At 71.7% G+C, this 21,168-nt stretch carries 20 protein-coding genes and 1 riboswitch; of the genes, 11 read left to right on the forward strand and 9 right to left on the reverse strand.

Annotated features, from left to right (window positions below):
• Positions 1-173: 173 nt before the first annotated feature.
• The 4 genes from ABZY91_RS21075 to gcvT all read right to left on the reverse strand — a co-directional run bounded on the left by ABZY91_RS21075 (position 174) and on the right by gcvT (position 4,667).
• On the reverse strand, positions 174-1,541 hold the full coding sequence (locus ABZY91_RS21075; RefSeq protein ID WP_355404339.1) for an L-serine ammonia-lyase: 1,368 nt from the start codon (positions 1,539-1,541) through the stop codon (positions 174-176).
• Between the two features lie 146 nt (positions 1,542-1,687).
• Positions 1,688-2,956: a serine hydroxymethyltransferase gene (gene glyA, locus ABZY91_RS21080; RefSeq protein ID WP_329882953.1), complete on the reverse strand. Its 1,269-nt coding sequence runs from the start codon at positions 2,954-2,956 to the stop codon at positions 1,688-1,690.
• Between the two features lie 131 nt (positions 2,957-3,087).
• On the reverse strand, positions 3,088-3,468 hold the full coding sequence (gcvH, locus tag ABZY91_RS21085; RefSeq protein ID WP_329882952.1) for a glycine cleavage system protein GcvH: 381 nt from the start codon (positions 3,466-3,468) through the stop codon (positions 3,088-3,090).
• A 77-nt stretch (positions 3,469-3,545) separates the two neighbouring features.
• Positions 3,546-4,667: a glycine cleavage system aminomethyltransferase GcvT gene (gcvT, locus tag ABZY91_RS21090; RefSeq protein ID WP_329882951.1), complete on the reverse strand. Its 1,122-nt coding sequence runs from the start codon at positions 4,665-4,667 to the stop codon at positions 3,546-3,548.
• Between the two features lie 213 nt (positions 4,668-4,880).
• A riboswitch (glycine riboswitch) is annotated at positions 4,881-4,986 on the reverse strand.
• 209 nt (positions 4,987-5,195) lie between these two features.
• Between gcvT and ABZY91_RS21095 the strand changes: the two genes are divergently transcribed.
• The 8 genes from ABZY91_RS21095 (at position 5,196) to ABZY91_RS21130 (ending at position 14,443) form a co-directional block, all read left to right on the forward strand.
• Entirely contained in the window at positions 5,196-5,990 is a 795-nt protein-coding gene (locus ABZY91_RS21095; protein WP_355404342.1) for an enhanced serine sensitivity protein SseB, read from the forward strand.
• A gap of 151 nt (positions 5,991-6,141) precedes the next feature.
• Positions 6,142-7,074, forward strand: a complete 933-nt coding sequence (locus tag ABZY91_RS21100) for an enhanced serine sensitivity protein SseB C-terminal domain-containing protein (RefSeq protein WP_355404344.1) — start codon at positions 6,142-6,144, stop codon at positions 7,072-7,074.
• 458 nt (positions 7,075-7,532) lie between these two features.
• Positions 7,533-8,522 (forward strand): ABC transporter permease, encoded by a 990-nt coding sequence (locus tag ABZY91_RS21105; protein WP_329882948.1) that lies wholly within the window; start codon positions 7,533-7,535, stop codon positions 8,520-8,522.
• A 56-nt stretch (positions 8,523-8,578) separates the two neighbouring features.
• On the forward strand, positions 8,579-10,348 hold the full coding sequence (locus ABZY91_RS21110) for an ABC transporter substrate-binding protein (protein WP_355404346.1): 1,770 nt from the start codon (positions 8,579-8,581) through the stop codon (positions 10,346-10,348).
• 98 nt (positions 10,349-10,446) lie between these two features.
• Entirely contained in the window at positions 10,447-11,457 is a 1,011-nt protein-coding gene (locus ABZY91_RS21115) for an ABC transporter permease (RefSeq protein WP_329882946.1), read from the forward strand.
• Positions 11,454-12,536 carry an ABC transporter ATP-binding protein gene (locus tag ABZY91_RS21120; protein ID WP_329882945.1) on the forward strand — a complete coding sequence of 361 codons (1,083 nt, stop codon included), beginning with the start codon at positions 11,454-11,456 and terminating at the stop codon, positions 12,534-12,536. Before ABZY91_RS21115 ends, ABZY91_RS21120 begins: the two co-directional genes overlap by 4 nt.
• A 34-nt stretch (positions 12,537-12,570) precedes the next feature.
• Complete coding sequence (locus tag ABZY91_RS21125; protein WP_329882944.1) at positions 12,571-13,671, forward strand: dipeptide ABC transporter ATP-binding protein; 1,101 nt, start codon at positions 12,571-12,573, stop codon at positions 13,669-13,671.
• A 112-nt stretch (positions 13,672-13,783) separates the two neighbouring features.
• On the forward strand, positions 13,784-14,443 hold the full coding sequence (locus ABZY91_RS21130; protein ID WP_329952181.1) for a trimeric intracellular cation channel family protein: 660 nt from the start codon (positions 13,784-13,786) through the stop codon (positions 14,441-14,443).
• Here ABZY91_RS21130 and ABZY91_RS21135 read toward each other — a convergent pair.
• The gene (locus tag ABZY91_RS21135) at positions 14,379-15,134 is read right to left on the reverse strand and encodes an IclR family transcriptional regulator (protein WP_355404349.1); all 756 of its coding nucleotides are present in this window, start codon (positions 15,132-15,134) and stop codon (positions 14,379-14,381) included. The genes ABZY91_RS21130 and ABZY91_RS21135 overlap by 65 nt on opposite strands.
• Before the next feature lie 267 nt (positions 15,135-15,401).
• Between ABZY91_RS21135 and ABZY91_RS21140 the strand changes: the two genes are divergently transcribed.
• The gene (locus tag ABZY91_RS21140; protein WP_355404351.1) at positions 15,402-16,583 is read left to right on the forward strand and encodes a cysteine desulfurase family protein; all 1,182 of its coding nucleotides are present in this window, start codon (positions 15,402-15,404) and stop codon (positions 16,581-16,583) included.
• Between the two features lie 50 nt (positions 16,584-16,633).
• A complete protein-coding gene (mnmA, locus tag ABZY91_RS21145) occupies positions 16,634-17,773 on the forward strand; it encodes a tRNA 2-thiouridine(34) synthase MnmA (RefSeq protein ID WP_329882940.1) in 1,140 nt (379 codons plus the stop codon).
• Here the strand turns inward: mnmA and ABZY91_RS21150 are convergent.
• From ABZY91_RS21150 to ABZY91_RS21165, 4 genes are all read right to left on the reverse strand, one after another.
• Entirely contained in the window at positions 17,763-18,908 is a 1,146-nt protein-coding gene (locus ABZY91_RS21150; RefSeq protein ID WP_355404353.1) for a methyltransferase domain-containing protein, read from the reverse strand. The two genes, mnmA and ABZY91_RS21150, sit on opposite strands and share 11 nt — an antisense overlap.
• The gene (locus tag ABZY91_RS21155) at positions 18,905-19,039 is read right to left on the reverse strand and encodes a hypothetical protein (protein ID WP_327680895.1); all 135 of its coding nucleotides are present in this window, start codon (positions 19,037-19,039) and stop codon (positions 18,905-18,907) included. The genes ABZY91_RS21150 and ABZY91_RS21155 overlap by 4 nt, the downstream gene beginning before the upstream one ends.
• Before the next feature lie 152 nt (positions 19,040-19,191).
• On the reverse strand, positions 19,192-19,347 hold the full coding sequence (locus ABZY91_RS21160; protein ID WP_355404356.1) for a hypothetical protein: 156 nt from the start codon (positions 19,345-19,347) through the stop codon (positions 19,192-19,194).
• A complete protein-coding gene (locus ABZY91_RS21165; RefSeq protein ID WP_355404358.1) occupies positions 19,344-19,784 on the reverse strand; it encodes an ATP-binding protein in 441 nt (146 codons plus the stop codon). Before ABZY91_RS21165 ends, ABZY91_RS21160 begins: the two co-directional genes overlap by 4 nt.
• A 218-nt stretch (positions 19,785-20,002) precedes the next feature.
• Here ABZY91_RS21165 and ABZY91_RS21170 point away from each other — a divergent pair, with 218 nt between their 5' ends.
• The gene (locus ABZY91_RS21170; protein ID WP_355404360.1) at positions 20,003-21,166 is read left to right on the forward strand and encodes a helix-turn-helix transcriptional regulator; all 1,164 of its coding nucleotides are present in this window, start codon (positions 20,003-20,005) and stop codon (positions 21,164-21,166) included.
• Positions 21,167-21,168: the final 2 nt, after the last annotated feature.

Raw genomic sequence — 21,168 nt, forward strand, 5'->3', positions numbered from 1 at the left:
CCCCGGCGCGGGGGGGCCCCCCCCCCCGGGGCGCCCCCCCCCCCGCCCGGGGCCGGCCCCCCGCCCCCCCCCCGGCCCCCCGCCCGGCCGGGGGGGCCGCCCCGGGCCTCCCCGCCCCACACCGGGCCTCGTGGAGCGTCCGGGACCTCAGGGCCGGCCGGGGCCGGCGGCCGTCAGCACTCGATGACGTTGACGGCGAGGCCGCCGCGCGAGGTCTCCTTGTACTTGATCTTCATGTCGGCCCCGGTCTCCTTCATGGTCTTGATCGCCTTGTCGAGGGAGACGTGGTGGCGGCCGTCGCCGCGCAGTGCCATCCGGGCGGCGGTGACGGCCTTGACCGACGCCATGCCGTTGCGCTCGATGCAGGGGATCTGGACCAGGCCGCCGACCGGGTCGCAGGTGAGCCCGAGGTTGTGCTCGATGCCGATCTCGGCGGCGTTCTCGACCTGCTCGGGGGAGCCGCCGAGGACCTCGGCGAGGCCGCCCGCGGCCATCGAGCAGGCGGAGCCGACCTCGCCCTGGCAGCCGACCTCGGCGCCGGAGATGGAGGCGTTCTCCTTGAAGAGCATGCCGATGGCGCCGGCCGCGAGCAGGAAGCGGACGATGCCGTCCTCGTCGGCGCCCGGGATGAAGTTCAGGTAGTAGTGCAGGACGGCGGGGATGATGCCGGCCGCACCGTTGGTGGGGGCGGTGACGACGCGGCGGCCGGAGGCGTTCTCCTCGTTGACCGCCATCGCGTACAGCGTCACCCACTCCATCGCGTTGGCCGGGCCGATGCCCTCGGCGCGCAGCGCGCGGGCCCCGGAGGCGGCCCGCCGGCGAACCTTGAGGCCGCCGGGGAGTATCCCCTCGCGGGACATGCCGGCCCGGACGGACTCCTGCATGACGCGCCAGATCTCCAGCAGCCCGGAGCGGATCTCCTCCTCGGTCCGCCAGGCCTTCTCGTTCTCCAGCATCAGGCCGGAGATGGACAGGCCGGTCTCCCGGCTGAGCCGGAGCAGTTCGTCGCCGGTGCGGAAGGGGTACTTCAGCGCGGTGTCGTCGGGCTTGACCCGCTCCGCGCCGATCGCGTCCTCGTCGACGACGAAGCCGCCGCCGACCGAGTAGTAGGTCTTCTCCAGCAGGGTGGAACCGTCCGCGCCGAAGGCCCAGACGGTCATGCCGTTGGCGTGGTAGGGCAGCGAGCGGCGGCGGTGCAGGACCAGCTGGCTGTCGGGGTCGAAGTCGATGGCGTGGGTGCCGAGCAGGTTGAGCCGCTTCTCGGCCTTGATCCGCTCGACGTCCCGGTCCGCCTGGTCGACGTCGACGGTGCGGGGAGAGTTGTTCTCCAGGCCGAGCAGGACGGCCTTCGGGGTGCCGTGGCCGTGACCGGTCGCGCCGAGCGACCCGTACAGCTCGGCGCGGACGGCCGCCACCTCGGTCAGCAGGCCCTCCGACTTCAGGCGGCGGGCGAACATCCGGGCGGCGCGCATCGGGCCGACGGTGTGGGAGCTGGACGGGCCGATGCCGATGGAGAAGAGGTCGAAGACGCTGATGGCCACGGAGGGACGTCCTTGTCTGGTCTCGTGGGATGTGCAGGCGGGCGGGTGCTGACACGGGACGGGGCACCGCGCGCACTCTCCAGTGTGCGCGGTGCCCCGGAATCCCTGGTGGACCGGCGGGGTGAGGCCGGTCACCTGCACCCGAACTACAGGTTCGGGTAGAGCGGGTACTTGTCGGCCAGCGCGGTGACGCGGGCCTTCAGCGAGGCGGCGACGGTCTCGTCGTAGGCCGGCTTCAGGGCCTCGGCGATGATGTCGGCGACCTCGCGGAAGTCCTCGGCCTGGAAGCCGCGGGTGGCGAGAGCCGGGGTGCCGATCCGCAGGCCGGAGGTCACCATCGGCGGGCGCGGGTCGTTCGGGACGGCGTTGCGGTTGACGGTGATGCCGACCTCGTGCAGACGGTCCTCGGCCTGCTGGCCGTCGAGCTGGCTGTTGCGCAGGTCGACCAGGACGAGGTGGACCTCGGTGCCGCCGGAGAGCACGGACGCACCGGCCTCGGCGACGTCGTCCCGGAGCAGGCGCTCGGCGAGGATCCTGGCGCCGTCGAGGGTGCGCTGCTGGCGCTCCTTGAACTCCTCCGAGGCGGCGACCTTGAAGGCGACGGCCTTGCCGGCGATGACGTGCTCCAGCGGGCCGCCCTGCTGGCCGGGGAAGACCGCGGAGTTGATCTTCTTGGCCCACTCGGCCTTGGAGAGGATGACGCCGCCGCGCGGGCCGCCCAGGGTCTTGTGGGTGGTGGTGGTGACCACGTCCGCGTACGGCACCGGGTTGGGGTGCAGACCGGCGGCGACCAGGCCGGCGAAGTGCGCCATGTCGACCATGAGCAGCGCGCCGACCTCGTCGGCGACCCGGCGGAACGCGGCGAAGTCGAGCTGGCGCGGGTAGGCGGACCAGCCGGCGATGATCAGCTTCGGCTGGTGCTCCTTGGCGAGGCGCTCGACCTCGGCCATGTCGACCCGGCCGGTCTTGTCGTCGACGTGGTAGGCGGCCACGTTGTAGAGCTTGCCGGAGAAGTTGATCTTCATGCCGTGGGTCAGGTGACCGCCGTGGGCCAGGGACAGGCCCAGGATGGTGTCGCCCGGCTGGATCAGCGCGAACATCGCGGCGGCGTTGGCCTGCGCGCCGGAGTGCGGCTGGACGTTGGCGTGCTCGGCGCCGAACAGGGCCTTGATCCGGTCGATCGCGATCTGCTCGACCACGTCGACGTGCTCGCAGCCACCGTAGTAGCGGCGGCCGGGGTAGCCCTCGGCGTACTTGTTGGTCAGGACCGAACCCTGGGCCTCCATGACCGCCACCGGGGCGAAGTTCTCGGAGGCGATCATCTCCAGGGTGGTCTGCTGGCGGTGCAGCTCGGCGTCGACCGCGGCGGCGATCTCCGGGTCGAGGGCGTGCAGGGACTGGTTCAGAACCGTCATGGTGGGGTCTTCCCGGGAGGAGAGAAGGAGAGCCGCACGCGGCGCCCCCGCGGGGGCGGCGACGGGCGACGGGAGGGCGAAGCCGGTGGGCGCGGGGCGGCCGCCGCGCTGCGGCCGCCCCGACGGGTGGCTCAGGCCGAGGGGTTGGTGAGCGCGGTGTACTCGTCCGCGCTCAGCAGCTCGTCGGTGGACTCGACGCGCACCTTGAACAGCCAGCCGCCGTCGAAGGGCTCGCCGTTCACCAGGGCGTTGTCGTCCAGGACGGCCTGGTTGACCTCGGTGATCTCGCCGGTCACCGGCGAGTAGAGGTCGCTCACCGACTTGGTGGACTCCAGCTCACCGCAGGTCTCACCGGCGGTCACGGTGTCGCCGACCTCGGGCAGCTGCACGTAGACGATGTCACCGAGGGCGTCGGCCGCGTGCTTGGTGATGCCGACCGTGGAGACGCCGTCCTCGGCGACGGTCAGCCACTCGTGCTCCTTGGTGTACTGCAGGTGCTGGGGGTTGCTCATGACGTCATTCTCCAGGATGGGAAGCGGGTACGACGAAGCGGCCCGGTGGGCGGGCATGCCTCGGGAAGGGGAAGGGGTCAGCGGGCGCGCTTGTAGAACGGCAGCGCCACGACCTGGACGGGCTCGTGCTTGCCGCGCACGTCCACCGCGACGGTGGTGCCGGGGGCGGCGTGCGCCGCGTCCACGTAGGCGATCGCGATCGGCTTGCCCAGGGTGGGGGAGGGGGCGCCGGAGGTGATCCGGCCGATCGGCTCGCCGTCGGCGGAGACCACGCTGTACTCGGCGCGCGGGACGCGCTTGCCCTCGGAGACCAGGCCGACCAGCACCCGCGGCGGGTTGGCCTCGGCCGCGGCGGCGGCCTTCTCCAGTGCCTTGCGGCCGATGAACGCGCCCTCGTTGGTGGTCTTGTCGAAGCGGACGACCCGGCCCAGGCCGGCGTCGAACGGGGTCAGCTCGGTGGACAGCTCGTGGCCGTACAGCGGCATGCCGGCCTCCAGGCGCAGCGTGTCGCGGCAGGAGAGACCGCACGGGACCAGGCCGCGGTCGGCGCCGGCCGCGGTCAGCGACTGCCAGATCTGCTCGGCGTCGCCCGGGTGGCAGAAGATCTCGAAGCCGTCCTCACCGGTGTAGCCGGTGCGGGCGAGCAGCACGTCGCGGCCGGCCACCTGGGCCGGGAGGATCGCGTAGTACTTCAGGCCGGGCAGGTCGGCGTCGGTGGTGTCGGCCAGGATGCCGGTGGCCTCCGGGCCCTGCACGGCGATCAGCGCGTAGGTGTCGCGGTCGTCGGTGACGACGGCGTCGAAGCCCTTGGCGCGGGCGATCAGCTCGTCCAGCACCAGCTGGGCGTTGGAGGCGTTGGCGACGACCAGGAACGCGTCCTCGCGCAGGCGGTAGACGATCAGGTCGTCCAGGATGCCGCCGTCCTCGGCACAGATCATGGTGTAGCGGGCGCGCAGCACGCCGAGCGCGGAGACGAAGCCGACCAGCGCGTGGTCCAGCATCTCGCCGGCCTGCGGGCCGGTGACGGTGATCTCGCCCATGTGGGAGAGGTCGAAGAGGCCGGCCCTGGTGCGGACGGCGAGGTGTTCCTCGCGCTCGCTCCCGTAGCGCAGCGGCATGTCCCAGCCGGCGAAGTCGGTCATGGTCGCGCCGAGGGCGCGGTGCAGCGCGTCGAGCGCGGTCAGGCGGAGGGACGACATGGCCAGGAACTCCTCGGTCGGGGCACTCAGGGGTGCACGCGCCGGAGCCGGCCCTGCTCGGGACCGACCCTGCGCGCGGGCATGCGGCGGCTGGGCCTCCCCATCTGTCGTCGAACCTGAGAGCTTCACCGCGCGCTGTCCTACGGGAACAGCATGGCGGCTTGCACCGTGGGTGGGCGTACGGCAGGGCCGTGCGCCGCTTTCCAGATGTGCCTAACCCGTGCGGTAGGGGTGCCTGAGAGATTCCGGGGAGGACTTGCTCCTTCGGCGCCGGCTGTGCCACCAGACGGGGCACTCCGGACTCTCCCGCGCGGGTTCGAGCGGCCGGTATGGAGTTAGGGGCCTCGGTGGGAATACACCCGAGACGCGGACATCATGGCACGTCCGCCCGGATGAGGGGAGAGGGGGAGGGGCCGGGCCGGGGGATCCGGCCACCGGGGAGCCCGGCGCCGGGGCGCTCCGGAGCAGGGCCGGGGCGGTGCCCGCTAGGCTGCGGGCGTCGGCGAGCGGAGGGCGGTACAGCGGCGCATGGGGAACCCGGTGGAGCAGCAGCAGGGGTGGGGCGGCCAGGAGCCGGTGCCGCCGGGCGGCGGATGGCCGGCCAACGAGCTGGAGCAGGTGCTCACCGCCGCGCTCGGTGATCCGGGGGCGACCCCCCGGGTGATCGAGGTGCTGGCCCGCAGCCAGGTGTGGATCCCGCTGCCGGCCGGCGGCGACCCGCAGGGGCAGTCGCTGGACCTCCCGGTCGTCGAGCTGGCCGGCGACCCGTACGTGCCGGTGTTCTCCTCGCAGGAGGTGTTCGTCCAGCAGGCGCCGGGGATGGCCTTCGCGGTCGCGCCGATGTGGGAGTTCGCCCGGGGCCTGCCGCTGGGCGTGGGGGTCGCGGTCAACCCGGAGGCGGCGGTGGGCATCCCGGTGCCGCCGGAGGGCGTGGCCGAACTGCGCCGCGGGCCGCGCGAGGACCGCTGGGAGGCCGGGGACGCGCCGTCCGGCGGCCGGGTGGCGCTGCGCGAGCCGGTGCCGGGCGAGGACCCGGAGCCGTTCCTGGCCGCCTGCCGGAACGAGCTGTTCGCCCTGCCGGGGGTGTTGACCGCACGGCGGGCACTGGCCAGTGTGGAGGGCGAGCCCACCGTGATGTTCGTGGGCGTCCAGCTCGATCCGTCGGCCCCGGCCGACCCGGGGGCGGTCAACGAGGCGCTGGGGCGCGCGCTGGGAACCGCGCCGCTGCCCGGCGGCGTCCACCTCGTACTGCTCGACCTCGCGGACGACCCGGTGGTCGACTGGATGCTGAACCGGGTCGCCCCTTTCTACGCGCGGGGTTGATCCGGCCCCCGGCCGCGGTCGGGCGGGGGAGCGGTGCGCACCCTGGCACGTCGGCGTGGCGGTGGTCGGCGGCGCCCCATAGGGTGCGTCCTGGCGGCCGCGGGGCCGCCGGTGGCAGACGAGGAACGAAGAGGCGCAGCGAGGTGGGCGCATGAGTGCGGGAGCGGTAGCGGGCGGTGCACCGGGGCCCTGGGGCCAGGCACCCACCGGACGTCCGGATCAGGGCGCGCTGGAGCGCGCCCTGCGCGAGGTGGCGCCGGAGCGCTACGAGGCGTACGAGACGCTGCTGCACGCGCTGGCCGAGGGGCAGGTCTGGATGCTCCTCTGGCACGGTACGCCGGGCAGCGCGGACGCCCAGTACGGGAACATGGAGATCAGCGGCCACGGCTACGCGCCGGCCGTGACCTCGCCCGAGCAGTTGACGGCGTCCGGCTGGGCCCGGGCGCACGAGGTGATCTCCGGCCGGGAGATCGCCGCCTCGCTGTTCCGGACCCGCTGGGGGCTCTGGCTGAACCCGCACGCGCCGGGTGGCGGTGTCGGGGTGCCCTGGGCGGACCTGCGCCGGGTCGCGGCGGGGCTGGACCGGCTGCCGGCCGGTCCGTTGAAGCTGAGCGAGCCGCAGGTGCCGGCGCAGCAGTTCTTCGCGCTGCTGGAGCGCCAGGCGGTCGAGGTGCGGGCGGTGCGGGCGCTGCGCCGGGCCTGGGTGCGCCCGACGGTGGGCGAGCCGTACCTGGCCATCGGCCTGGAGCTGTACGAGAGTTCGCCGCCCACGGTGGAGGCCGTGCGGGCGCTGATGCAGCGGGCGATCGCGGTCGCGCCGGAGGGCCTGGCCGTCTCGACGGTGGCGATGGCGGACGAGTTCGACCCGGTGGCGCTCTGGATGCGGGCCAACGCGCGCCCGTTCTACGACCGGGAGGCGGCCGGGACGGGCCGCCCGCAGGGGCCGTACCCGCCGGTGCCGCCGCCGCCCTACGCCTCGCAGCAGGGGCCCGGCTACGGCTACGGCACGCACCCGCCCGCGCCGGGCTGGCCGGGGCAGCAGCAGCCGCCCCAGCAGCCGTGGCCCGGCTACCCCGGGCGCTGAGCCGCCAAACGCAATAGCAACTTTCCTTTTCCGGAACCGGTCTGACGACAAGTCAGGCCGGTTCCGACGTTTTCCGGACGAACTTCCCGAAGTCGGTGGCCATCATCTTGACATGGCTGTTACAGCTGTGTGAAGAGGGATATACCGGGGATCAGGGAGGTGCATGGGCGCAGATCACAGTTGGGCATCTGTCGGTTGTCAGGGCTGGCGCAAGCCAGTTCGGATGGCAGAGAGTTCTGCAACAGCCGCCGCGCGTGGTTGGCGCCTCACAAAGGCGAACGCGCTGACGGACCGCAATATCCACGTGATGCCCATGCCGCGTGGCAGCAGTACTGAGCACGCCGTACCGCTGGGAACACCGCACTCCGTATGCCCGCACGTCCGCACCAGCCGTACCGCCGATCCCGGCGTCCGGCACCCGTGGGCCGGCCACCGTCGGCGAGGGGACCGAACTGACCATGACCGCACCCGTCAAGACCGCCGGCAACGCTCCGGAGGCAGCAGCCGCCGCGAGCCCGGCCAACAAGATCGAGGGCCGCTCGCTCGGCCGGATCGCCTGGACCCGCTTCAAGCGGGACAAGGCCGCCGTCGCAGGCGGCGTCGTCGTGATCCTGCTGATCCTGCTCGCCGTGCTGGCCAAGCCGATCGAATCGGTCTTCGGCCTCGACCCCGACGCGCTCAACCAGGACCTGCTGGACGCCAACCTCGGCGGCCTGCCGCTGGGCGACTGGGGCGGGATGAGCTGGGACCACCCGCTCGGTGTCGACCCCCTGCAGGGCCGTGACCTGCTCTCCCGCGTCATCGAGGGCTCCTGGGTCTCCCTGCTGGTCGCCTTCGGTGCGACCCTCCTGTCCAACACCATCGGCACCGTGCTCGGCGTGATGGCCGGCTACTACGGCGGGTGGGTGGACACCCTGATCAGCCGGGTGATGGACGTCTTCCTCGCCTTCCCGCTGCTGCTCTTCGCCATCGCGATCTCCGCCTCGCTCCAGGGCGGCGCGTTCGGCCTGCACGGCCTCCCGCTGCACATCGCCGTGCTGATCTTCGTGATCGGCTTCTTCAACTGGCCCTACATGGGCCGGATCGTGCGCGGCCAGACCCTCTCGCTGCGCGAGCGCGAGTTCGTCTACGCGGCCCGCAGCCTCGGCGCACGGGGTCCGTTCATCCTCTTCAAGGAGCTCCTGCCGAACCTGGTCGGTCCGATCCTGGTCTACTCGACCCTGCTGATCCCGACCAACATCCTCTTCGAGGCGGGCCTCAGCTTCCTCGGCGTCGGCATCCAGGCACCCCAGGCCTCCTGGGGCGGGATGCTCAACGACGCGATCCAGTACTACCAGGTGGACCCCCAGTACATGGTGGTCCCCGGTATGGCGATCTTCCTGACGGTGCTCGCCTTCAACCTGCTCGGCGACGGGCTCCGTGACGCCCTCGATCCCAAGAGCAACTGACCCAGCGTCAGGACCCTCCGTTCGGCCACCACTTCCTCAAGGGGTTGATCCCACCCATGCGCAGGTCCCGTACCGTCGCACTGACCGCCGCAGCTGCCGCCGCGGTCCTGGTCGTCACCGGCTGTTCGTCGAGCTCCAAGAGCGACGACGCCAAGCCCACCGCCACCGGTGGCTCCGCGGCCGGCGGTGCCTCCGGCGCCGACGCGGCCACCAAGGGCATCGTCAACGCCTCGGACAAGAAGGGCGGCACCGTCACGTACGAGATGCGTGGCACGCCGGACTCCCTGGACCCGGGCAACACGTACTACGCGTACATCTACAACTTCTCCCGCCTGTACGGGCGTCCGCTCACCACCTTCCAGCCGGACGGCCAGAAGCTCGTCCCGGACCTGGCCGAGTCGCTCGGCCAGGCCAGCGCGGACGGCCTGTCCTGGACGTACAAGCTGCGCGCGGGCCTGAAGTACGAGGACGGCACGCCGATCACGTCCAAGGACGTCAAGTACGCGGTGCTGCGCTCCAACTACGCGCCGGAGGTCAACTCCAACGGCCCGACGTACTTCAAGGAGATGCTGGTCGACAACGAGACGCCGTACCAGGGTCCGTACAAGGACAAGGAAGGCGACCTCAAGTCCATCGAGACGCCGGACGACCAGACCATCGTCTTCCACCTGAAGCACGCCTTCGCGGACTTCGACTACCTGGTCTCCGCCCCGCAGACGGTGCCGGTCCCGAAGGACAAGGACACCGGCTCCAACTACGTGAAGCACGTCATCTCCTCGGGCACCTACAAGTTCGAGAGCTACGAGGACGGCAAGCAGGCGGTCCTGGTCCCGAACACCAACTGGGACAAGAGCACCGACCCGATCCGCAAGCAGCTGCCGGACAAGATCGTGCTCAAGATGAACATCGAGCAGTCCACGATCGACAAGGACCTGCTCGCCGGGAACGCCCAGGTCGACCTGGTCGGCGCCGGCGTCGACCAGCAGACCCAGGCGAAGATCCTCCAGGACCCGAAGCTCAAGGCCTCCACCGACAACGCCTACGGCGGCCGTCTGGTCTACACCGCGATCAACTCCAAGGTCGCGCCGTTCGACAACGTCGAGTGCCGCAAGGCCGTCCAGTACGCCATCGACAAGGTCTCGGTGCAGACCGCGATCGGCGGCCCGATCCGCGGCGCGGTCGCCAACACCGTGCTGCCGCCGGACATCCCGGGTCACGAGGACTTCAACACCTACCAGACCAAGGACAACAAGGGCGACGAGGCCAAGGCCAAGGACGCCCTGAAGGCCTGCGGCAAGCCCGGCGGCTTCGACACCGTCATCACCGCGCGCACCGAGCGCGGCCCGGAGATCGCCGCCGCGACCTCGATCCAGGCCGCGCTGAAGAAGGTCGGGATCAACGCCGAGATCCAGCAGTACCCGCAGGGCAAGTACCTCTCCGACCACGTCGGTGTCCCGGCGTTCAACAAGGAGAAGAACGTCGGCCTGATGATGATGCAGTGGGGCTCCGACTGGCCGACCGGCTACGGCTTCCTGCAGCAGATCGTCGACGGCCGCTCGATCAAGGCCTCCGGCAACAGCAACCTCGCCGAGCTGAACGACCCCGAGGTCAACAAGCTGATCGACGACGCCGCGGTCAACACCGACAAGGCGGCCCGCGAGAAGATCTACGCCCAGATCGACAAGAAGGTCATGGACGCGGCCGTCTACGTCCCGCTGACCTACTTCAAGGTCTTCCTGTACCGCCCGGACAGCGCGACCAACCTCGTCTCCACGCCGGCCTTCTCGGGTGAGTACGACTACCTGAACATCGGCACCACCAAGTAAGAGCCTGGCTCCGCATCCCTGAAGGCAGGTGAAGGCAGCGGCGCCCGCCGTCGTCCGGAGGATCCCGGACGACGGCGGGCCGCCGGAGCCGCCCAACTGTGTTTGCCTACATCATCCGCAGGACGCTGGCCGCCGCGGTGCTGCTGCTGGTGGTCAGCGCGGTCACCTTCGCGATCTTCTTCCTGCTCCCGCGTCTGGCCGGCGAGACCACCGACCAGCTCGCCGCCCAGTACATCGGGAAGAACCCGTCCCCCGAGGCGATCGCGGCGGTCAAGAAGAACCTCGGTTTCGACCAGCCGCTGTACACCCAGTACTGGAACTTCCTGAAGGCGCTGGTCGCCGGTGCCGAGTACAACTTCGGCCCTGACCCCGCCACCTGCCACGTGCCGTGCTTCGGCTACTCGTTCAAGAACCACCTGGAGGTCTGGCCGGAGCTCACCAAGCGCATCCCGGTCACCATCTCCCTGGCCATCGGCGCCGCCGTCATCTGGCTCGTCTCCGGCGTCACCACCGGCGTGATCTCCGCGCTCAAGCCGAAGTCGATCTTCGACCGGCTCTCCATGGGCGTCGCCCTGGCGGGCGTCTCGCTGCCGGTCTTCTTCACCGGTGCGCTGCTGCTCACGCTCTTCAGCTACGAGTGGCCGATCCTGGACAACCTCCAGTACACCAACTTCACCGACGACCCGCTGATGTGGGCGCGCAACCTGATCCTGCCGTGGATCTCCCTCGCCTTCCTGTACTCCGCGCTCTACGCCCGGCTCACCCGCGCGGGCATGCTGGAGACGATGAGCGAGGACTACATCCGCACCGCCCGGGCCAAGGGCCTGGCCGAGCGGAAGGTGGTCGTCCGGCACGGCCTGCGGGCCGCGCTCACCCCGGTCGTCACCATCTTCGGCATGGACCTCGGCCTGCTCCTCGGTGGCGCGCTCATCACCGAGCAGGTCTTCTCGCTCCAGGGCGTCGGCTTCTTCGCGGTCTCCGCGATCAAGGACAACGACCTGCCGAAGATCCTCGGCGTCACCCTGCTCGCCGCGTTCTTCATCGTCCTGTGCAACCTCGTGGTTGACCTCCTGTACGCCCTTGTCGACCCCCGGGTGAGGCTGTCGTGACCGAGCTCCAGAAGACCGCGGCACCCGAGGCCGCCCCGACCGGGTCCGCCCCGACGGGGGACGCCTTCCTCTCCGTCCGGGACCTGCGGATCCACTTCGACACCGACGACGGCCTGGTCCGCTCGGTCGACGGGGTCAGCTTCGACCTCAGCAAGGGGCGGACCCTCGGCATCGTCGGCGAGTCCGGCTCCGGCAAGTCCGTCACCTCGCTCGGCATCATGGGCCTGCACCGCTCCAAGCGGGCCCGGATCGGCGGCGAGATCTGGCTGGACGGCGAGGAACTGGTCGCGGCCGGCCCGGACCGGGTCCGCCAGCTGCGCGGCCGCCAGATGGCGATGATCTTCCAGGACCCGCTCACCGCGATGCACCCGTACTACACGGTCGGGCAGCAGATCGTCGAGGCCTACCGGGTGCACCACCCGCGGGCCACCAAGAGGCAGGCGCGGGCCCGCGCGGTCGAGATGCTCGACCGGGTCGGCATCCCGCAGCCCGACCGCCGGGTCGACGACTACCCGCACCAGTTCTCCGGCGGCATGCGCCAGCGCGCGATGATCGCCATGGCCCTGGTCAACGACCCCTCGCTGCTGATCGCCGACGAGCCCACCACCGCCCTGGACGTCACCGTCCAGGCGCAGATCCTGGACCTCATCCGCGACCTCCAGGAGGAGTTCGGCTCCGCCGTCATCATCATCACCCACGACCTCGGGGTGGTCGCCGAGCTCGCCGACGACATCCTCGTCATGTACGGCGGCAAGTGCGTCGAACGCGGCCCGGCCGAGACCCTCTTCGACGCGCCCGAACACCCCTACACCTGGGGCCTGTTGGGCTCGATGCCGCGCCTCGACCGGGAGCTCCAGGACCGGCTCGTCCCGGTCCGGGGCACCCCGCCCAGCCTCATCAACGTGCCGTCCGGCTGCGCCTTCCACCCGCGCTGCCCGTACGCCGAGCTGACCGGCGGGCGCTCGGCCGGCGAGGTCCCGGTGCTCACCGAGGCCGCGGTCGGACACCACGCCGCCTGCCACCTCGCGACCGCCGACCGGCACCGCATCTTCACCGAAGAGATCGCGCCCCGACTGTGAGCCCCGCCCCGTACCACCTCTCTGGAGAGAACCGATGACGGACACTCAGGCGGCGGCCATCCCTTCTCCCGCACCCGCCCCCGACCGGGAGCCGCTGCTCCGGGTGGCCGGCCTGACCCGGCACTTCCCGATCCACGGCGGCCTGCTGCGACGCCAGACCGGCGCCGTCCGCGCGGTCGACGGCATCGACTTCACGGTCAACGCCGGTGAGACCCTGGGCGTCGTCGGCGAGTCCGGCTGCGGCAAGTCCACGATGGGCCGGCTGGTCACCCGGCTCGACGAACCCACCGGCGGGACGATCGAGTTCGAGGGCACCGACATCACCCACCTGGGCGTCGGCGCGATGCGGCCGCTCCGCCGTGACATCCAGATGATCTTCCAGGACCCGTACTCCTCGCTGAACCCCCGGCACACCGTCGGCACCATCGTCAGCGCGCCGTTCCGGCTGCAGAAGGCCGAGCCGGCCGGCGGGGTGAAGCAGGCCGTCCAGGACCTGCTGGAGCTCTGCGGACTCAGCCCCGAGCACTACAACCGCTACCCGCACGAGTTCTCCGGCGGCCAGCGCCAGCGCATCGGCATCGCCCGGGCGCTCGCCCTGCGGCCCAAGATGATCGTCGCGGACGAACCGGTCTCCGCCCTGGACGTCTCCATCCAGGCGCAGGTGGTCAACCTGCTGGACGACCTCCAGCAGGAACTCGGCCTGACCTACCTGATCATCGCGCACGACCTCTCGGTGGTCCGGCACGTCTCCGACCGGGTCGCGGTCATGTACCTCGGCAAGATCGTCGAGATCGCCGACCGGGACTCGCTCTACAGCCGCCCGATGCACCCCTACACCAACGCCCTGATGTCCGCGGTGCCGGTGCCCGACCCCCGCCGCAAGCAGCGCGCCGGGCGTGAGCGGATCCTGCTCAAGGGCGACGTGCCGTCCCCGATCAACCCGCCCAGCGGCTGCCGGTTCCGCACCCGCTGCTGGAAGGCCCAGGACGTCTGCGCGAGCCAGGAGCCGCCGCTCGTCGCGCTGGAGTCCGGGCACCAGGTGGCCTGCCACTTCCCCGAGAACGCTCCCGGGTCCGCTGCCGCGGCCGCCCCCGGGACCGCCCCGTCGGGCGGACCGGTGCCCGTCTCCGGGTGAGGCCCGGGCCGCCCGCGGAACGGCGGAGGCCGTCCCGCACCGTCCGTCCGGAGCTCCGGGCTCCGGACGGACGGTGCGCGGAGGTCCGGACCATCGGGTCCATAGTGGTCCGGTGACCTCGCAGATCTTCCCCTCCGACGTGCAGCAGTCGCTGGACCTCGTCGGCATCTTCGTCTTCGCCCTCTCCGGAGGGCTGCTCGCCGTCCGCAAGAACATGGACATCTTCGGCATCTGTGTGCTGGCCGAGGTCACCGCACTGGGCGGCGGGGTGATGCGCGACCTCGTGATCGGCGCCACCCCGGTCGCCGCCTTCAGCAACCTCGGCTACTTCGTCACCCCGCTGGCCGCTGGGCTGGTCGTCTTCTTCCTGCACCCCGAGGTCGAACGGATCAACCGCGCCGTGCAGACCCTCGACGCGCTCGGCCTCGGCCTGTTCTGCGTCACCGGGACCGCCAAGGCGCACGACTACGGGCTCGGAGCCGTCGCGGCCGTCGCGCTCGGCATGGTGACCGCGGCGGGCGGCGGCGTCATGCGCGACCTGCTCGCCGGGGAGATCCCCTCCCTGCTCCGCTGGGACCGGGAGATCTACGCCGTGCCCGCCCTGGTCGGCTCGGCGCTGGTCGCCGTCCTCATCGCCCTCGACCGGCTGACCGCCCTCACCGGCACCGCCGCCGCCCTGACCGCCTTCCTGCTCCGGATGCTCGCCCTCAAGTACGGCTGGCGCGCACCGCGGGCCTGGCACCGCAACGGTTCTCGCACCAGCGAGGAGTAGGCGAACCGCCGTACGCCAGCGAGATCGCCTCGACCGTGCAGAGCAGCTCCGGCACCAGCCGCACCAGCTCGGCGGGCGACACCCGGTCGGTCGGCGCCGAGACCGCGCAGGCCGCCACGGCCCGCCGGTCGCTGCCGGCCACCGGCGCGGCGACGCAGGTGACCGCCTCCCGGTGCTCGGCCGACTCGGCGGCCCAGCCCCGGCGGCGGACCGCGGCCAGGTCGGCGGAGAGCTCCGCCTCGGGCAGGCCGTCCCCGGGCAGCCCGGCCAGCAGCACCCGGCCGATCGCCGTCCCGGCCGCCGGGGCGCGCCGCCCGATCCTGGTCGGCCGCCCGGCCTCGCCGTCCCACCGGCCCGCCAACTCGTCCAGGTACAGCACCTCGCCGTCCTGCAGCACCGCCAACTGCACGGTGCAGCCGGAGCGCTCGGCGAGGGCCGCCAGGTACGGCGCGGCCACCTGGCGGACGTCGATCTCCTCCAGGGCCCGGTTCGCCAGCGACAGCACCTTGCCGCCCAGCCGGTAGCGACGGTCGGACTGCCGGTGGACGAAGCCGTGCTCCTCCAGCGTGCGCAGCAGCCGCAGCGCGGTCGACTTGTGCACCCCGATCGAGGTGGCGGCCTGTTCGAGGGAGACCGGGCCGTCGCCGAGCGACCCGAGCAGGGTCAGCGCACGATCGACAGACTGCGACATTCCGCCCCGTCCTGTTCCGTCCGGCCGCATTGCGGTGGCCGTCAGGCTAACCGTTCGAGGCGGGTGCCCCCTACCGGGCCCCGGTCGCCCGGCACCCCCGCCGTCCGGGTCTGCCCCTCCGCCCGCCGCCGGACCCGCCCGTCCGACTGCCCGCCCGGGCACGGCGGGTCACCGGCCGCCCGGGAGCGGCGGTCGGTGGCCGGATCGGTACGGTGGGCGGATCGGCCGCCGGACCGCACACCGGGGGCCCTCTACAATCGGATGGTTATGCCATACCTGGACCATGCGGCGACCACGCCGATGCTGCCCGAGGCGATCGCCGCGATGACGGCGCACCTGGGGGTCGTCGGCAACGCCTCCTCCCTGCACGCGGCCGGCCGCCGGGCCCGCCGCGTCGTCGAGGAGTCCCGCGAGTCGCTGGCCGACTCGCTCGGCGCCCGGCCCAGTGAGATCGTCCTCACCGCCGGCGGCACCGAGTCCGACAACCTGGCCGTCAAGGGCCTGTACTGGGCCCGCCGGGGGGCCGACCCGGCCCGCACCCGGGTGCTCTGCAGCCCCGTCGAGCACCACGCGGTGCTGGACGCCGTGCACTGGCTCGCCGAGCACGAGGGCGCCACCGTCGACTACCTGCCGGTGGACGGCCTCGGCCGGGTGCACCCGGCGGCGCTGCGCGAGGCGGTCGAACGCGACCCGGCCTCGGTCGCGCTCGTCACCGTCATGTGGGCCAACAACGAGGTCGGCACCGTCCAGCCGGTCGCCGAACTCGCCGCCGTGGCCGCCGAGTACGGCATCCCGATGCACGCCGACGCGGTCCAGGCGCTCGGTCAGGTCCCGGTGTCCTTCGCGGACTCGGGGCTCACCGCGCTCACCGTCACCGGCCACAAGATCGGCGGACCGTTCGGCATCGGCGCCCTGCTGCTCTCCCGCGGGGCGACGCCCGTCCCGCTGCTGCACGGCGGCGGCCAGGAACGCGACGTCCGCTCCGGCACCCTTGACGCACCCGCCGCCGCCGGCTTCGCGGCTGCCGCGGGAATCGCCGTCGAACGCCGCGCCGAGCACGCCGGCACGCTCGGCGCACTGCGGGACGACCTGGTCGCCGAGGTGCTGGCCGGGGTCCCGGACGCGGTGCTCAACGGCGACCCGGCGGCGGACGGACGGCTCCCCGCCAACGCGCACTTCTCCTTCCCCGGCTGCGAGGGCGACGCACTGCTGATGCTGCTCGACGCCCAGGGCATCGAGTGCTCCACCGGCTCGGCCTGCTCGGCCGGCGTCCCGCAGCCCAGCCACGTCCTGCTGGCGATGGGCGTCGACCCGCTGCTCGCCCGGGCCTCGCTCCGCTTCTCGCTCGGCCACACCTCCACCCGGGAGGACGTCGCCGCCCTCACCGGGGCCATCGGCCCGGCCGTCCACCGCGCCCGCAACGCCGGTCTCGCGGCCGTCCGGCGCTGAGGAAAACCCCGGCGGAATGCCGGACGGCACCACGTACGCTTGGACTCATCATGACTGACTTCCCGGGTGCTCCGACCGCTCCGTCCCCCACCGGCCGCCTGCGCGTGCTCGCGGCGATGTCCGGCGGGGTGGACTCCGCCGTCGCCGCGGCCCGCGCCGCCGAGGCCGGACACGAGGTGACCGGCGTGCACCTGGCACTCTCCAGCAACCCGCAGTCCTTCCGTACCGGCGCCCGCGGCTGCTGCACCATCGAGGACTCCCGGGACGCCCGCCGGGCCGCCGACGTGATCGGCATCCCGTTCTACGTCTGGGACCTCGCCGAGCGGTTCCGCGAGGACGTGATCGACGACTTCGTCGCCGAGTACGCGGCCGGGCGCACCCCCAACCCCTGCCTGCGCTGCAACGAGAAGATCAAGTTCGCCGCGCTGCTGGACAAGGCGGTCGCGCTCGGCTTCGACGCCGTCTGCACCGGCCACTACGCCCGGATCGTCGACCTGCCGGACGGCCGCCGCGAGCTGCACCGCGCGGTGGACGGCGCCAAGGACCAGTCCTACGTGCTCGGCGTGCTCGACGCCGACCAGCTCGCCCACTCGCTCTTCCCGCTCGGCGACACCACCAAGGACGTCATCCGCGAGGAGGCCGAACGGCGCGGCCTGGCCGTCGCCAAGAAGCCCGACAGCCACGACATCTGCTTCATCGCGGACGGCGACACCCAGGGCTTCCTCGCCCGGCACCTCGGCACCGCGACCGGCGACATCCTCGACGCCGACGGCACCAAGCTCGGCGAGCACGACGGCGCGTACGGCTTCACCATCGGCCAGCGCAAGGGCCTGCGGATCGGCCGCCCGGCCGCGGACGGCAAGCCGCGCTACGTCCTCGACATCTCGCCGGTGAACAACACCGTCACCGTCGGCCCGGTCGAGGGCCTGGACGTCACCGCGCTGACCGCGATCCGTCCGCGCTGGTGCGGCGACGAGGCACCCGCGGAGGGGCGCTACACCGCCCAGCTGCGCGCCCACGGCGAGGAGGTCCCGGTCGCCGCCTCGGTCGCCGACGGCGAACTCCGCGTCCGCCTCGACACCCCGGCCCGCGGCATCGCCCCGGGCCAGGCGGTCGTGCTCTACGACGGCACCCGCGTGGTCGGCTCCGCCACCATCGCCACGACGGAGCGCCCGGCCGTCAACGCCTGAGCACACGACGGTCGGGCCCGTCCAGCCAGGCCCACTGCCGCTCCGCCGTGACCGTCAGGCCGAACCGGCCGGGGGGCGGCCGGCCGTTGTCGAGCCACCAGCGGTGGGCCTCCTCGACCTCGTCCCAGAGCCGGCGAGGGCCGTACTGCCACGCGGTGCCGTCCTCGACGGCGGCCCAGGAACGGGCGTCGGTGGTCGCCACCCACAGCCGGGCGCCGTCCTCGTCCCAGGCGGTCCACACGGTCCCCAGCCGCAGCCCGAGCGCGAAGCGGGCCTCCCACTCGTCTCCCGTGACCCGCCACGGGGACAGCACGGTCCGGCGTTCTTCGGGGACGTGCTCGTCGCGGACGACGTCGCGGAAGATCCGCAGATCCTGCCGCTGGGTGCGCATCAGCATGAATGCCGAGTGCGGGGCGAACCGGCCCTGCGCACGGCCCCGTTCGACGGTGAGCCTGAGAAGACCCCAGCAGAGCATGGGGTTGTCCCAGGGAGTGAGGACGATGCCGCCCGGCCTGGTCTGTTCGATCCACGCCCACGGGACCCGTCGGACCGAGCAGGTCGAGATGATCCGGTCGTACGGCAGTCGACGGTGCCGGCCGAGGGAGCCGTCCCCGCAGATCACGTCGACGGTCAGGCCGGCCGCGTTCAGGGAGGTCTGCGCCTGCCGGGCGACCCGGGGGTCGATCTCGATCGAGGTGACGCCTCCGGGGCCGAGGCGGTGGGCGAGGAGCGCGGCGTTCCAACCGGTACCGGTGCCGATCTCCAGGACGTGCATGCCGGGGCGGACATCGAGGTCGCGGAGCATCCGGACGACGATCGAGGGGGCGGAGGCCGAGGAGGAGGGCCAGGCCTCGGTGGGGTCGGGCGGTTCGGCGCCGTCGTTGACCTGGGTGACGATCGGCACGTCCGCGCAGGCGGCATCGAACCAGCGGTCGTGGTCGGTCCGGAGGTCGCACGGCTCGTAGCCGCCTCGGCCGTCGTCCAACCAGACCCGCTCCGGGAGGAAGCGGTGGCGGGGGACTGCCGTGATCGCTTCCTGCCACTCGCGGGGGACGGGGCCGCCGAGCGCTTCGCCGGCGGCCCGGAGCAGGCCGCGGGCGGCGGCCTGCTCCGGGTGGTGAGGGGAGTCCGTCACTTCTTGTCGTCGTCCTTCCGGTGCTTCGGCTCGGGTGCGGGCCGCGCGCCGTCGGGGGACGGCTTGTCCGTGCCGGGGTCCTTCTTGCCCCCGTGCTTCCCGCCGCTGTCCTTGTCGGTTCCCCAGGCCATGGGTCCTCCTCGTGTTGTGGTGGTGATCGGGTTGTGGCTACCGGTCCGGAGGGCGCGGCGTGGGCGGATTCGCCGGCTTCGGTCGGGGTGGCTTCGGTTCGGGCGCGGGCATGGCGGTGCTCCTTTCTGTGCGAGGGGAGAGCGGTCCGGCTTCAGCGGGCGCGGTCGATCAGCACCAGGGCACCGGCGACGACGTGGAGTGCGGCCGCGACCGACACCCCGTAGGCGGCCCAGACCCGAACGGGATCGTCGCCGGAAGGCGAGCCGCCCTCGGAACAGCGATCGTCGTCCGTCGACGGGCGGTTCATCGGGGGATCGAAAGGTCGGCGTGCACGACCTTTCCGAGTGCCTCGACGCTCACGCCCCATCTGCCCCGGGTCAGGCGGTTCACCAGGGTCAGGCCGCGGTGGCACTCCTCGTCCGGAGCGGCCTGGATCAGTACCGGCAGGGCACACGAGCCGTCCCGAACCGAGATCCGCACGGTCGTCCGCGAGATGACTCGGACGGTGACCGCCATCTGCTGCCGGCATCCGGTCTTCGCGGCATTGGCGACCAGCTCGCTCGCGACCAGCTCGGCCGTGTCGAGCAGTTGGTCCAGTGCCCATTCCGTCAGGGTCTCCCGGAGGAACCGGCGAGCCTGCCCCGCCGATTCCGGCAGGTAGGGCAGCAGGATCTCGGCTGAGGTCAGAAGGCGAGCCGGTCCGTCAGCAGGAGGCGCGTGAGCCTCAACCGACCTCTGTGGCATGGCAACTCCTCTGTGAACTGGCCCGCTCGGCAAGATGTTCGAGTGCCGGGTTCGGGAGGGATCCGAGCAATCGATGTCGCAGACTCCTGCATCAGGTCTACGATTTCCGAGCCACGCGCGGAATCTCTCCGTGTCCGAGACGCTACGCCGCGTAGTGCATCGTTTCGACGGGCCGTCAGTACGAGTTACCCGGCCGATCCAGGCCAGGGGGAGCCCCGATGGTTGCTCAATCTCAGGCAGGGCGAGGAACAACACCGACCGGGGGTCGGTCTTCGCCCGAGCGGGAGCTGGAGGGCGCGATCGCCGGCTATCTCTTCAAGGTCATTCGCGAGCAGATTCCCCGGACTCAGGAGGAGCTGGCGGAGGAGCTCGGAGTGGACAAGAGCACCGTCCAAGGGTGGGAGTCCGGACGGCGTCCGCTGTCGTCCACCAGAGCCGGAAACCTTGTAGCGATGCGCCGAAGACTGATCCTTCTCGGTGCTCCGTCGGCTCTGGTGGACATACTCGCTGTCGCGATGGACGCAGACCTCCTCCTGGGCGAGATTCTCAGGGCGGAACCGACCCGCGCTCGGGTTCGTGAGCACCCGCTGGCGGGATGGGTGCTCACGCGAGACACGACGCACATGATCGGCTGGGCGGTCAGCGGAGTTCTCCCCGGCGCCGTTGCTGCCTACTCGACGCTTCCGGCCGCGCGACGTGGGCCGGTCTCGTCGTCGCCCCTTCTGGACCCTGGGTCGAGGGCACGCTTCTTCCACAATCTCCGGACTGCTTCGGATGCCGCGGAGCGGGCTGGACCGGACGCGGCTCTCCTGCGTCGACAGGTCTGGTACCTCTCCGCGTACGACCGGGAATGGGATGCCGCGAACTGGTTCGACGGAATGCGTCGCAGAGGTGCACTGACTGCGACGGTTGACGGCTGGTCGCCGCAGTGGGCCGAGGCACGGTCGGTGGCAGCGGCCTTGGCTCGTCAAGGCGACGCGGCTCTGTTGAGGGAGTTCATCAACAGGTCGATTGTTGATCACGACCAGGCGGAGGCGGCCAACCTGAACTACTGGGCGCATTGGCTCGGCCTCGACCGTCGGGCTCAAACGGACGACTGCTTCATGGCTGAGCGCGACCGGCCGGCCTGGGATGCCTCGGCGCTCCTGCGGGAGCTCGCCGTACGGCTCGACCGGGCTGTCGAGTACACCGATCTATATGTTCATTCGGTTTGGGCTCTGATCCTTTCCCGCCGGAATCTGCTCGACTCCGATCCGTACGTGGCGCGGGAACTGGCCCGAAGAGTTGGTGTTCTGCTTGACGACGGACTTCTGCCTTCCGAGTCCCGGCGCAAGTTGGAGTCGGTGTACTACGGTCTCCGGGCAGGTGGCTACGGCGTGTGAGA

Origin of the sequence: Kitasatospora sp. NPDC002965 (genome assembly GCF_040611255.1) — a bacterium.
GTDB lineage: Bacteria > Actinomycetota > Actinomycetes > Streptomycetales > Streptomycetaceae > Kitasatospora.

What these genes read in the sequence shown, in the direction of transcription:
- glyA (WP_329882953.1), bottom strand. Translation starts at nt 2,956, where the DNA reads ATGACGGTTCTGAACCAGTCCCTGCACGCCCTCGACCCGGAGATCGCC.
- gcvH (WP_329882952.1), bottom strand. Translation starts at nt 3,468, where the DNA reads ATGAGCAACCCCCAGCACCTGCAGTACACCAAGGAGCACGAGTGGCTG.
- gcvT (WP_329882951.1), bottom strand. Translation starts at nt 4,667, where the DNA reads ATGTCGTCCCTCCGCCTGACCGCGCTCGACGCGCTGCACCGCGCCCTC.
- ABZY91_RS21095 (WP_355404342.1), top strand. Translation starts at nt 5,196, where the DNA reads ATGGGGAACCCGGTGGAGCAGCAGCAGGGGTGGGGCGGCCAGGAGCCG.
- ABZY91_RS21100 (WP_355404344.1), top strand. Translation starts at nt 6,142, where the DNA reads ATGAGTGCGGGAGCGGTAGCGGGCGGTGCACCGGGGCCCTGGGGCCAG.
- ABZY91_RS21105 (WP_329882948.1), top strand. Translation starts at nt 7,533, where the DNA reads ATGACCGCACCCGTCAAGACCGCCGGCAACGCTCCGGAGGCAGCAGCC.
- ABZY91_RS21110 (WP_355404346.1), top strand. Translation starts at nt 8,579, where the DNA reads ATGCGCAGGTCCCGTACCGTCGCACTGACCGCCGCAGCTGCCGCCGCG.
- ABZY91_RS21125 (WP_329882944.1), top strand. Translation starts at nt 12,571, where the DNA reads ATGACGGACACTCAGGCGGCGGCCATCCCTTCTCCCGCACCCGCCCCC.
- ABZY91_RS21135 (WP_355404349.1), bottom strand. Translation starts at nt 15,134, where the DNA reads ATGTCGCAGTCTGTCGATCGTGCGCTGACCCTGCTCGGGTCGCTCGGC.
- ABZY91_RS21140 (WP_355404351.1), top strand. Translation starts at nt 15,402, where the DNA reads ATGCCATACCTGGACCATGCGGCGACCACGCCGATGCTGCCCGAGGCG.
- mnmA (WP_329882940.1), top strand. Translation starts at nt 16,634, where the DNA reads ATGACTGACTTCCCGGGTGCTCCGACCGCTCCGTCCCCCACCGGCCGC.
- ABZY91_RS21155 (WP_327680895.1), bottom strand. Translation starts at nt 19,039, where the DNA reads ATGGCCTGGGGAACCGACAAGGACAGCGGCGGGAAGCACGGGGGCAAG.
- ABZY91_RS21160 (WP_355404356.1), bottom strand. Translation starts at nt 19,347, where the DNA reads ATGAACCGCCCGTCGACGGACGACGATCGCTGTTCCGAGGGCGGCTCG.
- ABZY91_RS21165 (WP_355404358.1), bottom strand. Translation starts at nt 19,784, where the DNA reads ATGCCACAGAGGTCGGTTGAGGCTCACGCGCCTCCTGCTGACGGACCG.
- ABZY91_RS21170 (WP_355404360.1), top strand. Translation starts at nt 20,003, where the DNA reads ATGGTTGCTCAATCTCAGGCAGGGCGAGGAACAACACCGACCGGGGGT.